Here is a 13,698-nt window from a genome sequence, read left to right on the forward strand (position 1 = left end):
GGCGGGCCGCCTGCGCCCGGGGCCGCCGGGGGGGGGGGGCCCCGCCCCGGCGGGGGGGGCGGCGCCCCCCGGCCCGCGGGCCCCCCCCCGCCCCGGGCCGCCCGCGGGGCCCGCGGCCGGCCGGGTCGCCGCCGGTGTCCGGCACCGCGTAGCCTTCGCCCTCATGAGGCGCGCATGGATCCTGCCGACGATGCTGGTGCTCTGTGGCTCGGTCATCGCGACCGTGCTGGCCGTCCGAGGGGAAGCCGGCCGAGCCGCAGCATTCCTGCTGCCGTTCGTGCTGTTCGCGGGGGTGAACTCGCCGCTTGCCTTCCCACGGTCGATCAGCGCGGCGGAGGCGGAGCGCCGCAGCGCCGTCGACGGCCGGCCGGTGGTCTTCTGGCGGCCGGGCTGCACCTACTGCCTCCGCCTGCGCCTGTCGCTGGGCCGGCGCGCCCGCCAGGTGCACTGGGTCAACATCTGGCGCGACTCGGACGGGGCGGCGGTCGTGCGGGCCGCCAACGACGGCAACGAGACCGTGCCGACCGTCGTCGTTGCCGGACAGCCCCACGTCAACCCCGACCCCGCCTGGGTCCGCGACCGGCTCACCCGCCCCGCGACCCGCGCGGGCCGCTGACCCTGCGATCGGCAGACCGCTCTGCCCCGGTCGCAGTGTCGGTATCCCGTGCCACTCTGGGACCCGTGATCAACAATCGTGAGGGCATCGACCGCGTCGACTGGTCCTCCATGGGCCACGCCTACGGCCCGGCCGACGAAGTCCCGCTGTGGCTGGAGCAGATGGCCTCGCCCGATCCCGACGTCCGGGAGCGGGCCTTCAGCAGCTTCTACGGCTCGGCCCACCACCAGGGCGACGTCTACTCGTGCACGGCAGCGAGCCTGCCGTTCCTTCTCGCGCTCGCCGACGACCCCCGGACGCCGGACCGCGCGGCCGTCATCCGGCTCCTGCTCAGCATCGGCAGCGCGGCGCTCGACTACGACCCCGACGGCGTCCACTACAGCCCGTCCGGCCACATGTCGACGCCCCATGCGGATGTGGTGCCGCAGATGCGTGAGCGCATCGAGGACTTCGTCCGGCACGCCGCGGACCCGGACCCGCAGGTGCGGCAGGCCGCCGTCCCCGCCCTGGGACTGTTCCTCGACGACGCCGACCGGGCGTTCGCCCTGCTGCGCGAGCGACTGGCGGCCGAGCGCCACACCGTGGCGCGGCTCCTGGTCGTCGAAGCGGCCGCGACACTGGCCCGGCGACTGCCGGCCGCGCTCGGCCCGGTGACGACCTGGCTCGCCACCCTGGCGGCCGACCCCGCGGCGGACGCCGACATCCGGCTCGCCGCCCTCGTCCACCGGGCCTCCTGCGTACCGGAGGCGATCGACGCCAGCCTCGTCCCGACGGCGACCGACCTGCTCCGGCGGCTCACGCCCGTGCCCACGCCCCAGGACGAGAACGACGCCCGGCCTGCCGACTGCGGGCAGTGCACCTGCGCCGACGCCGCCGCCGCACCGGCACCCGACCGGAGTGTTCCGCCGCAGCTCGCCGCGGTCTTCGCCGACCTCGACCGGCACGGCCGCGTCCACGCCCCGACCACCGAGCTGCTGACCACCCTTCACCGGGTGTTGGACGCACGGCTGCCCGAGCGCACGGCCCTGCTCACCGCCCAACTCCGCAGCCCGGACCGGGCCACCCGGCACGACGCCATCGGGATGGCTGAGGAACTGATCGGCTCCTGGCGCGGCGACCACTCCGGCCTCGTCCGGCTGCTCGCCGACTGCCTGCTGCCCCAGGACCCGTACACCGCCGCCGAAGCGGCCGCGACCCTCGGCCGACTCACCGCCACCCTCGCCGAACCCGCCCGCGAGGCCCTCGCCGCCCTCGTCGACGCCCACCGCACCGCCCACGGCCCAACCGTGTGGGCCGCACCGAACCCGCTGCTGCGCCGCGCCCATCAGGAGGCGGTCACGGCACTGGCCCGCCTCGGCGACGAGCGTGCCCTGCCGAGCCTGTTGACGGCGCTGGACTCCGACACCGATGCCTGGCGCGCGGTGCAGGCCGCGGGCCACCTCCCCCGGGCCGCCGGGGAGCTGATACCCAGGTTGTCCCGACGCCTGGCCGACGCAGACCTCTCGCGGGGTTGGCCCTGGTCGGACGCCTGCGCGCTGGTCGCCGCCCTCGGCCGGCTCGGTGACCCTGCGGCCGTACCCGCACTCACCGCAGCCGTCACCGCCTCCGTCCGGCACGAGCAGTCGCCCGGAGTCGTCGCCGCCCTCCACGCGCTGGCCCGTTTCGGCACCGGCGCCGCCTCCGCCGTGGAGACGGTCCGGCCGCTCGCCGACGCCGAGGACCCGGACCTGCGCCTCGCCGCGACAGCAGCCCTGTGGGCCCTCGAACGAGACCCCGCGGATGCCGTACCGCGGCTGACCGACCTGCTCGACACCCACAAGCAGGAGGACGCGGCCGACGCCCTCGGCCGGATCGGGGCGCCGGTGGCCGCCGCCCTGCCCCGCCTGCGGCAGCTGCTCCACACCGGGCACGTGTGGACCCGGGTGCACGCAGCCGCCGCGATCCACGAGATCGGGGGCCCGGCCGAGGCAGAGATCGTCCTGCCCGTTCTGCTGGAGGCCTGGGAGAAGAACGACTCGACCGCCAACCGCGTGCTGGAGTGCCTGCAGCGGATGGGCCCGGCCGCCGCGCCCGCCCTTCCCCGGATCCGCGCGGAACTCACCCGGGCCCGCCGCAGCGGCGACCTCTTCACGAGCATCGAGAACGACGAGGCGCTGCAGCGCGCCGCCCTGACGGTCCTCGGCCGGCCGGCCTGAGGCGAGCCTGCCCGCGCCCGACCCGGGGAGCGGCGGGCGGGCGGGCGGGCCCCGGGGGCGGGGGGGGAGGGCCCGGCACCTACCCCCGCCGGTATTTGGGGGGGGGGCCCACCGGGGCCGGCGCGGGGGCGCGGCCGGGTTGGTCAACGGCCGGAAGGCCCGTCAGTACCCGTTCGAGTAGCCGCCCTGGGCCTGGCTCGGCGCCGCCTGAGAGGGCGCCTTGCCGCCCCCCTGGGCCTTCTTGCCCTCCGGCGTGCTGGCGAACCAGGTGCCGCCGACGCCCTGGCCGTTGACCTGCCCCGCCGCGCTGTCGCCGGCGAAGCGGTACAGCGGCCAGCCGTTCAGCGTGACCTGCATGGTGCCGTCGGGTCGGGCCACGGTGCCGACCAGCGCCGAGCCGACACCGCTGAGCTCCGGCTTGTCCTGGGCGATCACCGGCGGCCACTTCACCGCGCAGGCGTCCGTGCAGTTGCTGGCGGACGGCTTGCTGGTGTCCTTGTCGAAGCGGTACAGGGTGTGGCCGGCGGCGTCGGTGACGATCGGGCCGAGCTGCGGGCTGGTGACCGCGACGAGCTTGGCCGGGGAGTTGCCGGCGGGCGGCGCGGCGGCCGGGGCGGTGGAGGCGTCGCCGCCGGCCGCGGCGCTCGAACCGCTGCCGTAGCCGCTCCCGCTGTCGGGGTCGCAGGCAGTGAGGACGAGGGCGGCGGCGGCGATGCCGGCGGCGACGAGCAGACGGCTTCCGGTGAACTTGGACATGGCGAATTCCCCCCTGGAGGTGGCTGCTTTGTGGCGACTTGTGCGTCTTCGTGACGCTCGCACCCTCAGAACGCGCCCCGGCCGGGAAGGGTTCAACGGTCGGCAGAAGTTTTTTTCAGGGGGTCAGCGCGGATGCCGCGGTGCGGGCCAGCTCCTGCTCGGCGGCGGCCTCCTGCGCCGCATTGGCCGCACCCAGCTCACTGCGGTCGGCCACGGCCTCGATGCTGTAGTGGTGGCCGGACTTGGTGAAGACGACCTGCGGCTTGCTGCCGTCCGCCTTGTCCTTCACCACGAAGGCACTCTCCCCGATCCCGCCGATCGGGGAGCTGCTGAGCCGGGGGCCCGACATCAGCGTCGCGTACCTGCCCTCGTCCACCTCCTCGATGCTCACGTAGGACTGGTGCGAGCCCCAGGTGCAGCCCCACGCCACCTCGGTGGACGCGCCTTCCGCGCTGAGCGGCTCCGAGGCTCCCATGGCGCGGGTGACCTGGTCGTTGGTCAGCACCGAGCACGGGTCGGTGGGGCGGTTGCCGGCGGCCGGGGCCGTCCCGCTGCCCGGCGCCGCGTCGCCCGCGGGCGGGGTGGTTCCGGCGGGGACGGGGGCGCTCGCCGATGCGGCCGAAGGGGCGCTCGACGAGGCCGTCCAACCGTTGGACGAGGAGCAGCCGGCGAGGCCGGCGGAGGCGGCGGCCAGCAGCGCCAGGCCCGCGGCGGTCCGGCGGCCACGCTGTCCCAGTCCGTGAATGATCGTCATATCTACTCTTCCTGAGTCCACTTCACCGAGCCGCCGGACAGGCGTCCGGGGCACGTCGGCAGCCTACAAGGCCGCCGCGCCCGCGCCGCTCCGCCGGCCGGCCGACGCCCGGGCCCCGGGGCGTCGGCCACCGGGCCGGTCGCGGGCTTCGAGCAGGGGAACAGGTGTCGGATTATCCGTTGCCGTGCACCGATCGAGCCGGGATGATCTTCACCCGTGACACACCTCCTGGGCCCGCTCGCCCTCATCCTGGTCTTCGCCCTCGTCGGGAATTCCCGCAACAGGGACGCGACGTCCTCGCGGCGGAAGAAGACCCCCGCCCACCGTCCGATCCCGGCCGACTTCGACGCCGCGGCGTACGGACTCGTTCCCCGCGAGTCCCTCGATGCGCGCCGCGCGGGCCCGCCGTCGCCCGAGCGCGTCCGGGAGGCCTCGCAGACGCTGGCGAACGCCGCCTGGAGCGGCGACTGGCGGTCCGTCGCCGCCTACATCGGGGCGGCCGGGGGCGACTGGGACGAGCACTGGTCGCGGTTCGAGCTGCTGCGGGCCGTCGCGCGCGAGGACGACGCGTGGCTGACCACGTGGCGCGAGGCCGATCCGGGCAACTGCGACGCGGCCGCCCTGGAGGCGGACCTGATGGTGCACCGGGCCTGGGAGGTCCGCGGCAGCGGGTACGCCAACCAGGTGCCGGCCGAGAACATGGCGAAGTTCCGCGCGCTGCTCCCCGCGGCGATCGAGGCGGCGCAGCGCGCCGCGCTGCTGGCGCCGGAGAACCCGGCGCCGTGGGTGGTCATGGTGACGGCGGCGCGCGGCGCGCAGTACGGGCCGGACCGCTTCCGGCCGCTGTGGGACGGCCTGGTCGCCCGTGCGCCGCACCACTTCGAGGGCCACGGGCAGGCCCTGCAGTACTGGTGCGCCAAGTGGTTCGGCTCCGACCGGGAGATGATGGCGTTCGCGAAGCGGGCCATGGACAGCGCCCCGGCGGGCAGCCCGCTCGCGGGCCTCTACCTGTACGCCCTGTCGGAGCTGGAGGAGCGCCGTGTCGTGCTGCCCTCCGACCGTGCGGCGAAGCGGCGGCTGACGGCCGTCGCCGAGGCCCTGGCGCTCGTCCCGGACGACCACGACGGGCTCCCCGGGCTTCGGCACCTGCTCGCCCACTACCTGGGCGCCGCCGGAATGTACGGGGCGGCACTGGAGCAGTTCCGCATCATCGGCCCCTGGTGCGGCGCCCAGGTGTGGGCCGAGCGGGGCGATCCGGTCGAGGTCTTCCACCGCGCCCGGGCGAGGGCGGTGCTGGAGTCGAAGGCCGAGCCGCTGCCGGTCGAGCTGCAGGCCGCCAAGAACCCGGACGCGGTGCACCACCACCACTAGGACGTGTCCTCGAAGGCCTACGGATGCCGCATAGGGCGCGTGGGGGGCACCTGAATCGACCACCCGAGTGCCCTTCGAAGACACGTCCTGGCGCTTGGCCCGGTCGGCCGGGGCGGGTCAGGCGTTGAGGGTGGTGATGTTCCACCAGCGCTCGTCGCCCGGCATGAGGGTGATCGGCAGCACGCCGCCCGCACCGCGGTCGAGCACGGCGTCGTACGTCGGGTCCGGCAGCGGCCTGACGGTCCACGGCAGGCCGCCGTGCCCGCCGTCGGCGACCGCCGGGACGGTCAGCTCGAACGCCCTGCCCAGGTCGTCCTGGGTGACGCCGTCCGGCACCCGGCGCAGTGAGACGATCTGCTCGAAGTGCGGGCGCTTGACCAGGCGGTGCGCGATGTGGGCCTCCTCGCCGCGGCCGTAGAGCAGGTAGGTGAGGTGCTCGGGGAAGCTCTCCTCACTGAAGCGGCGGAAGTTCAGCACCCGCTTGATGCGGGCGGGGAACCCGCCCGAGATCGGCTCCCAGACGCGGTCCTCGCCGTTGCCGGTCTGGGTGACCCGGTCGAGCCGCGCCGGGTAGGTGGTGACGGAGCCGTCGCCGATCGGCGGGAGCACCATGTCCTCGGTGTTGCGGACGGCGTGCCAGCTGGCCGGGTGCTCGGCCCGGTCCTTGAGGTAGGTGTTGAGGATGTCGGTCGGCAGGTCGTACTCGACGAGGACCTGGTAGCGGTGCTCGGCCATGCCGAACATCGCCAGGTGGTAGCCGAACACCGTCTCCTGGCCGGAGAGGATGAACGAGTGGACCGACGGGTCCTCGTGGTCGTGGTCGTGACGGGTGGTCATGGCGGTTCCTTTCGTCATGCGGGGGTGGGGTCCAGGCGGCGCTGCCAGAAGGGCCGGTCCTGCCAGCGCCGTTCCATCGCGTAGACCGCGCGGTGGTTGCGCCGGTAGGCCGCGAGCAGCGCAGCCACGTTGGTGCGGTAGGCGGTGAGAGCGCCGTCCTCGGCGTCGTCGCCGTCCAGGTGCCGGTGGAGGGCCTCGGCGCCCGTCATGCCGGTGTGGAGGGCGGTGAGGATGCCCTGCGAGGAGATCGGGTCGAAGGCTGCGGCGGCATCGCCGACGGCGATCCAGCCGTCGCCGGTGGGTGAGTCGAGGTGGGCCGAGTGCGCGGGGGCACGGCGCAGCAGCGCCCGGACGGGCGGCGGGTGGGCGGCGGCCCGGGCCGCGACATGGCTGGTCCGGGCCATCAGCCGGGTGAACTCGGCGGCGTCCCGCGGCAGCGGCCCGGCGAGGTCGGCGTCGGTGAAGTACGCCACCAGGCGCCGGCCCCGGGGCAGCAGGGCGGTGTACCACCAGCCGTCGCCGTCGGCCTCGACCAGCGAGGACAGTTCGCCCCACCCGTCGGCGGTGGCGGGCGGCAGTTCCAGGCAGCCGGCCACCAGCCGGTCGGTGCGCCGGTGGACGGTACGCCGGTGAACGGCGATCGCCCGACGGCGTCCGCTGGCGTCCACCAGCCACGAGCAGCGCACCACCCGCTCGTCTGCCGGGCCCGTCCCGGTCTCCGGGGCGGGGCGCCGCCGCAGGGTGACCGTCCAGCCGCCGTCCGGGTGGCGGGCCGCCCGGCGGACCGCGGTGTGCTCCGCGAGCTCGGCCCCGGCCGCGCGGGCCTCCTCCCGCAGCGCCCGGTCGAACCGGCGCCGGTCCAGGTGCCAGCCCGGCCCGTGCGGGTCGCGGATGAAGTCCACCCGGTGCAGCGCGGGCGAGCCCCAGGCCGACAGATTGGCGTAGCACGGCAGGTGCCCCTCGCCCAGCGGCCGTTCGCCGGCCCCGAGATCGTGCAGCAGGACGCGCGCAGCGGACGGCAGCGCCTCCCCGATCTTCGGCGGCCCGGAGCCGGCGTCGGCGAGCAGGACGGTCCGGCCGGCGCGGGCCAGGGTCAGCGCGGCGGCCGACCCGGCGGGCCCGCCGCCCACCACCACGACCTCGACGTGTCCGCCGCCGTCGGCGCGGCGGCCGGCCTGTCCCGCGGTCATCAGGCGTTGTCGCGGAACGGGGAGACCTTGTCGATGAAGCCGGCCGTGACCTCTTCGGCGGTGTAGCCGCTGACGGCGATGGCCTGGTTGACCGCCGCGAGGGCGACCGCCGGGTCGGCGGCCTGCGGGACGTGCAGGGTGACCAGGTTCTGGGTGAGCGGCACGCCGGTCAGGTCGATCGAGGGCCGCGACTCCACCTGGATCCGGTCGGGGAAGTCCTTGGCGCCGTCGCGCACTTCGACGATCCCGAGCCGGAACCAGTCGTCGATCATCTGGTTGAGCTGCTCGGTGTTCTGCCCGCGGAGCCCGCGCAGCCACACCGCCCGCCGTTCGAAGGCCTCGGTGCGCTCGGCGAGCGGGCGGCTCTCGTCCACCACCACGCGGTAGTCGTCCTCGGTCAGGACGTGGTTGGGCACCCGGGCGGGCCAGAAGCTCGGCAGGTACGGGTCGTGCCGGGGGCTGAGCGCGAGTTCGTAGCCCGAGCGGCAGCTGGCGGTGTCGGTCTGCCAGGGCACCGCCATCCAGCGGCTCAGGCCGCCCGGGCCCTGGGCGTACAGCGGGCCGTTCACCGACAGCGCCGTCTCGGGCGTGAGGACCGCCCCGTAGGACGGCTCGGGCTGGTCGGGCGCCCGGTGCCGGATCCGGAACGGCGCCCGGTACATCGACGCGTGGCGGATCGGCCAGGTCACCTCGCAGCCGGGGTGGAAGGCGTCGGCCAGGCAGAAGTCCAGTGCGGCGCGGTCGAGCGCGGCGGGCCGTCCGGCGAGCGGGACCTCGTCCAGCGTCCTGGGTGCGGGAACGGCGAGGGACTCGGCCCAGTCGTCCGCGAAGTCCCCGTCGGCCCAGTACTGGAACATCCGGTACTGGGTCGGGGAGAGCGCCATGTGCTGCAGCGGGGTGCGGGGCGGGACGGCCATGCCGTCGCCGTACAGCCAGGGCCACGGCACGGGCGAGCCGCCGTCCCGGCCGAAGTCGCGCAGCGCGTTGAAGACCTGCCGGCGCAGGGCCCGGCGGGTGCCGGCCGTGCTGCTGAGCCGGGCGAGCATCTCCGGGGTGGTGAAGTGGCCGAGGCCGTTGTGCCCGTAGTAGCCGGCGAAGCCCTGGTTGACCCACTGGTGGTCGCAGAAGCGCTGCAGCACCGGGGCGATGTGCCGGGCGAAGGAGACCTGCTCCGGGAAGGGCAGCGACCCGTTGCTGACGAAGACGTCGTACAGCAGGTCGTACAGGGTGCGGATGCCCTTGAGTGCCGGGGCGTAGTTCGGCGGGCCGACCAGGACCCAGGCAGGGTCGACCGGCAGCTCCCGGCCGGCGACGGTGACGCTCGCCGTGACCGGCCCGTCGCCGATGTCGTCGTGCCAGCCGTCGTTGTTGGCGTAGGTGCTCACCGGCCGGCCGTCGAAGGAGGCCGACTGGCCGAATCCGCCGAGGACCAGCAGATTTCCGGCCGCGTCGGTGCGCAGCTCGCCGAGGTACACCTCCTTGCCCATGAAGGTGCCGCGCCGGAAATGGAAATCCGGACCGGAGGTGTTCTTCCCGGAGATGGCGACCGGGCCGGGGTCGATGACCAATTCCTTGCGGCGGTCGCCGACGATGTCCTTGTTGCGCAGTTCGGACGGCTTGGCGAGCGCGGAGTCCGGAATGTCCAGGGCGAGCTGGAACTGGTACCAGGCCGACTTGAGGTTCGCCAGGTGGGCCGTCCACCGGATGTCCGCGTTCTCGGCGGTCAGTTCGGCGACGACCTCGCCCCGCGCATTGTATCCGTACACCCGGAAACGCGCCGCCTCGCGCTTGACGGCGCCGGCCGCGTCCTTGTAGAAGCCCGGGTCCTGCGGCTGCGGATCCGGCACCTCCGGTGCGAAGAAATACTCTTCGGGGGAATTCCCGACCCGGGCGATTCCGATCGCCGGGTGGATTGCGGCACGGACGATCTCGTCCATCATGTAAAGCGACTCCTCCGGGAACGTGCCGGCGCGCGGCGCCGACGGGAAGTTCGTCGACGGAAGACTATGGGCAATCGGACGCAGCCGATCGAGTGGACACGAACAACCACTCGGAGGAGTGAACGCCGCCGGACTCGCCCGCTCTCCGGGCCCCGCTCGCGCCGGACGGCCCCGCCGTCGGGCGCGCCGGTGGGCACGCCGGCCGGCGGCCGCAGCCGTCCCGGGCGGCCCGGGCCGGGGACCATGGGAGAACCGCCCCCGCCCCGATCGGAGCCGACCGATGACCGACCGTCCCCTCCCCCGGCGCATCCTGACGGTGTGCCTCGGCAACTACTGCCGCAGCCCGTTCGCGGCCGCCGTCCTGTCCGTCCGGGGCGGCGGCGCCCTGGAGGTCCGCTCGGCCGGCCTGCTCGACCTGTGGGTCGGAGGCACCGCGCATCCGTCGATGATCGCCGCCGCGGCCGACCGCGGCTACGACCTGTCCGGCCACACCCCGGCGCGGGTGGACCGGCACCTGATCGACCGGGCGGACCTCGTCCTCGCCATGGACCGCTCGGTACTGGAGGAGCTGCGCGCCGTCGGCGGCGCCGCGAACGAGCGCAAGCTGCGCCTCTACCTCGGCGACCGGGACGTCCCGGACCCGATGGGCAAACCCGCCTCGGCCTTCGCGGAGTGCGCGGCGATCATCGAGTCCGGGGCCGATCCCTACCTTCCGTGACCTACCGCCGCGCGGCGTCGAGCAGTACGGCGACGAGCCGGTCGGCGGCATCCGGCCGGCCCTGGGCGCGCGCACGGTCGGCCATGTCCGCACGGACGGACCCGTCCGTGAGCAGGGGCGCCAGCGCCGCGCGCAGGGTCTGTGCGGTGACCTCGCCGAGCAGGGCGACCGCGGCACCGGAGGTCTGGAGGTGGGCGGCATTGTGGGCCTGCTCGTTGCCGGCGGAGGAGGCGAGCGGGATGAGCACGGACGCCTTGCCGAGCGCGGTGAGCTCGGCGATCGTGCCGGCCCCGCTGCGGGAGACCACGACGTCGGCCAGGGCCAGGACGTCGGGCAGTTCGGCTCCGACGAACGGGGTGACCCGGTAGCGGGCGGCCAGGTGGGCGGGCAGCCCCGCGATGCGCTCCCGGAGCCCGTCCGCGTGCGCGGCGCCACACTGGTGGATCACGTTGGCGCCGGTCAGCAGCCAGGGCAGGACGGCTTCCACGACCGTGTTGATCTGCAGCGAGCCCTGCGCCCCGCCGGTGACGTAGACGGTCGGCAACCTGCGGTCGAAGCCGGAGAGTCCCAGCGCCTCGAAGGCCTTCTCCGGGCGGCCGGTGAACACCTCGGGACGTACCGGGTTGCCCGTCACGACGGCCCGGCCGCGGGCCGATTCCGACAGGAGCGGCACCGTGGACTCCGAGGAGAGCGCGACCCGGGCGGCCGTACGGGCGAGCACCCGGTTGGCCAGGCCGAGTCGGACCGTCTGCTCGTGGACGACCAGCGGAGCGCCGCAGCCGCGGGCGGCCCGCCCGACCGGCACCGCGACGTAGCCGCCGGTCGCCAGCACCACGTCGGGTGCGTGGTCGCGGACGATCCGGCGGGCCTGGAAGAGGCCGCGGACCACCCTGCCCATGTCGCGGATGTTGGCCGGCGACGCCAGCTTCAGCGGATTGCTCGACCGGCGGATCTTGCCGGTGGCCACCGTGGCGAACGGGATCCCCTCGGCGGCGGCGACCCTGGCCTCCAGGCCCTCGGCGGTGCCGACCCAGAGCACGTCCAGTCCGCGGCCGGCGGCCGCGAGACGGGCACGCAGCGCCCGCACCGCGGTCAGGGCCGGATACGTGTGGCCGCCGGTGCCGCCTCCGGTGACGACGAGTCGGAACGGCCGGTCCGTGGCGGGCCGGGTCTGCGGTGTGCGATTCAAGGGGATTCCCGATCTGACTGTTTGGGCTCGGACTCGGCCGCGCCTGGGGCTTGTTGGACAATACGGACCGTAGCAGGGCAAGCAGGCACAACGGCCCGGGAGGCCGATCGGGTGCCAACGGTGTTCGTGCGGGCGGGAATTGGGTGCTGCGCGGGGTCGTGACGATGCGGGCGGCCGCCGGTACAGTGCCCACGCCGTGCGTGCGCGCGGCCGGGGGAGGAGCGTCGACATGGGCTCTGGGTTCATCGCAAAGGCGGGCGGCGCGGTCAGCGGGAAGGCGGCTGCCCTGGTGGCCACCGGGGCGCTGGTGGTCACCGGGGCGGCGGGGGCGGGCGTGTGGTGGGCCGTCCGGGGGCCACAGCTCGCGGTGGTGCAGCGCAGTACGTCCGTCGAGGTGCCGGCGGGCGGCGAGCAGGCGACGGTGGCCGGCTGCGAGAAGCACGAGACCGCGCTCGGCGGCGGCTACGCGGTCGACGGCGGCGGCTTCGCCACCAGCAGCGAGTTCGTCGGCGGGGCCTGGCTGGCCGCGGCGTACAACCCCGGCGGCACGCCCGCCAGGCTCACCGCGTACGCCCTGTGCATCAACGCCGCACCCCGGTTCGCGCCGCGCGGTGACTTCACCTGGCGGGCGCACGCCTTCAAGGACCGGGCGAACAAGGTGACCGCCGCCGACGGCGGGCTCATCCACGACCTGTCGACCGACGGCGCCTTCGCGGGGGCGCCCAGGACCGCCGACGCCGTGCCCGCCTGCCAGGGCGGATACACGATGGTCGGCACCGAGTTCCGGGCCGAACGGCTGGTCGCCGGGCAGCGGGTGGCGCCGGTGCCGCTGGACGCGCTCGGTCCGACGCCCGCGGCCGCCGGCTCCGGCCCCTGGCTCGCCTCCGTCAATCCGGGCACCGAACTGACTTCCCGCTCCTGGCTCCTGAAGACCTCGGACACCGCCGAGCGCCGGACCCGGATCGAGGACCCGCAACCGCCGCAGGCCAACTACGCGGTCGGGCTGCGGCCGATCTGTGTCCAGCTGAAGAACGTCTCGCTCGCCACCGCCGAGATCGCGGTCGGCGCGGGCGGCAGCGCGGAGGCCGCCGTGGGCTGTCCCAAGGGCCGGCTGGTGGTGGGCGGCGGATTCCGCTTCACCGCCGACGACGACCGGGGCACCAGCGGCCTCCAGCGCTTCCTCGGCGACGGCTGGCTGTACGCGTCGGCCGACGCCCCCACACCCGGCGCGTCCGGCCGCCCGGTGAAGGACTGGCACGTCACCGGAGAGAACGGGCAGCAGGCCGGGACCGAGTACCACGACTCGGTGTGGATCGAGCACAGCGACCGGGAAACCCTCACCGGCAACGGCTACTTCGACTCCCACCAGCACGGCCCCGACGACCAGTTGCTGCGCGGCGCGACCGTTCCGGACAGCCGGCGGATGGTCGCCGGCGCGGTCTGTGCCACCGTCGACGCCGAGCCCACCTCGCCGGACAAGGGGGCCGCACCGACCACCGTCACCCGGCCGACCCTGCCGCCCGCCCTGGACCTCACCCCCACCGCGGCGTCCCCGGTGGTCCCGTCCGCATCGGGCCCCGCGGCCTCCACCGCCCCGCCCGCGACGGACCCGGCCGGCTCGCCCAGCGCCTCCCCGGCGCCGCGCACCCCGACCACGCCCGTGCCCGCCACCGGCAGCCCGGGCCGTCCGAGCAGCACCCCGCCGTCCGGCACCCAGTCCCCGCAGGCCCCTGCCGTCTCCATCCAGCAGCCGGCCTCCGGCGGCACCATCCGGCGCGGCTGCGAGGAGACGTTCACCGGCACCGCCGTGACCCGCCCCGGGAACCGGCCCATCACCGACCCGCAGGCCGTGACCTGGCAGATCATCGGCCCGAACGGACCGGTGCCGATCGGCGCCGGCGCATCCGGCCGGTTCACCGTGCCGCTGCTCGCGGACGGGACGTACCAGCTCGTCCTCACCGCCACCGACACGGCCTCGGGGCTGACCGGCCGGGCACAGATCCCGGTCCGGATCGCCGGTTGCCTGCGCTGAGCGGCCGGGCAGGATGGGCAGAGTGGGGGGCCGGCGCGGGCGGGGGGGGCGGGCGGGGGTGGGGTGTGGGGGGGCTCCCGGGGGGGGGGGGGGGGCGGGG

Annotated in this window: 11 protein-coding genes; 5 read left to right on the forward strand and 6 right to left on the reverse strand. The window is 75.0% G+C overall.

The genetic code is table 11. The annotated features are described in order from the left end of the window. The first annotated feature begins 163 nt into the window (after positions 1 to 163). Both ACFV0G_RS08920 and ACFV0G_RS08925 read left to right on the forward strand, forming a co-directional pair. Positions 164 to 616: a glutaredoxin domain-containing protein gene (locus ACFV0G_RS08920; protein ID WP_380543957.1), complete on the forward strand. Its 453-nt coding sequence runs from the start codon at positions 164 to 166 to the stop codon at positions 614 to 616. A gap of 65 nt (positions 617 to 681) precedes the next feature. Further along, positions 682 to 2,811 carry a HEAT repeat domain-containing protein gene (locus ACFV0G_RS08925; RefSeq protein ID WP_380543960.1) on the forward strand — a complete coding sequence of 710 codons (2,130 nt, stop codon included), beginning with the start codon at positions 682 to 684 and terminating at the stop codon, positions 2,809 to 2,811. Between the two features lie 162 nt (positions 2,812 to 2,973). On the opposite strand, the gene ACFV0G_RS08930 is transcribed toward ACFV0G_RS08925, so the two are convergent. Then, positions 2,974 to 3,567: a hypothetical protein gene (locus tag ACFV0G_RS08930; RefSeq protein ID WP_380543963.1), complete on the reverse strand. Its 594-nt coding sequence runs from the start codon at positions 3,565 to 3,567 to the stop codon at positions 2,974 to 2,976. Between the two features lie 115 nt (positions 3,568 to 3,682). Further along, positions 3,683 to 4,321 carry a hypothetical protein gene (locus tag ACFV0G_RS08935; RefSeq protein ID WP_380543966.1) on the reverse strand — a complete coding sequence of 213 codons (639 nt, stop codon included), beginning with the start codon at positions 4,319 to 4,321 and terminating at the stop codon, positions 3,683 to 3,685. Between the two features lie 216 nt (positions 4,322 to 4,537). On the opposite strand from ACFV0G_RS08935, the gene ACFV0G_RS08940 reads away from it, so the two are divergent. Next, positions 4,538 to 5,692, forward strand: coding sequence for a hypothetical protein (locus tag ACFV0G_RS08940; RefSeq protein ID WP_380543969.1), 1,155 nt, complete (start codon positions 4,538 to 4,540; stop codon positions 5,690 to 5,692). 117 nt (positions 5,693 to 5,809) lie between these two features. Here ACFV0G_RS08940 and ACFV0G_RS08945 read toward each other — a convergent pair whose 3' ends face one another. From ACFV0G_RS08945 to ACFV0G_RS08955, 3 genes are read right to left on the reverse strand one after another with little or no spacing between them, the layout of a single operon-like run. Further along, the gene (locus tag ACFV0G_RS08945) at positions 5,810 to 6,529 is read right to left on the reverse strand and encodes a hypothetical protein (RefSeq protein WP_380543972.1); all 720 of its coding nucleotides are present in this window, start codon (positions 6,527 to 6,529) and stop codon (positions 5,810 to 5,812) included. A 14-nt stretch (positions 6,530 to 6,543) separates the two neighbouring features. After that, positions 6,544 to 7,719, reverse strand: coding sequence for an NAD(P)/FAD-dependent oxidoreductase (locus ACFV0G_RS08950; RefSeq protein WP_380543975.1), 1,176 nt, complete (start codon positions 7,717 to 7,719; stop codon positions 6,544 to 6,546). Next, a complete protein-coding gene (locus tag ACFV0G_RS08955; RefSeq protein WP_380543978.1) occupies positions 7,719 to 9,659 on the reverse strand; it encodes a LodA/GoxA family CTQ-dependent oxidase in 1,941 nt (646 codons plus the stop codon). Before ACFV0G_RS08955 ends, ACFV0G_RS08950 begins: the two co-directional genes overlap by 1 nt. A gap of 280 nt (positions 9,660 to 9,939) precedes the next feature. Here ACFV0G_RS08955 and ACFV0G_RS08960 point away from each other — a divergent pair, with 280 nt between their 5' ends. Then, a complete protein-coding gene (locus ACFV0G_RS08960; protein WP_380543982.1) occupies positions 9,940 to 10,377 on the forward strand; it encodes a low molecular weight protein-tyrosine-phosphatase in 438 nt (145 codons plus the stop codon). A 1-nt stretch (position 10,378) separates the two neighbouring features. Here ACFV0G_RS08960 and ACFV0G_RS08965 read toward each other — a convergent pair whose 3' ends face one another. After that, complete coding sequence (locus ACFV0G_RS08965; RefSeq protein ID WP_380543985.1) at positions 10,379 to 11,566, reverse strand: glycosyltransferase; 1,188 nt, start codon at positions 11,564 to 11,566, stop codon at positions 10,379 to 10,381. Between the two features lie 229 nt (positions 11,567 to 11,795). Between ACFV0G_RS08965 and ACFV0G_RS08970 the strand changes: the two genes are divergently transcribed. Beyond that, entirely contained in the window at positions 11,796 to 13,598 is a 1,803-nt protein-coding gene (locus tag ACFV0G_RS08970) for a hypothetical protein (protein ID WP_380543988.1), read from the forward strand. Positions 13,599 to 13,698 lie beyond the last annotated feature (100 nt).

The organism is Kitasatospora sp. NPDC059571 (assembly GCF_042735675.1).
Lineage (GTDB): Bacteria > Actinomycetota > Actinomycetes > Streptomycetales > Streptomycetaceae > Kitasatospora.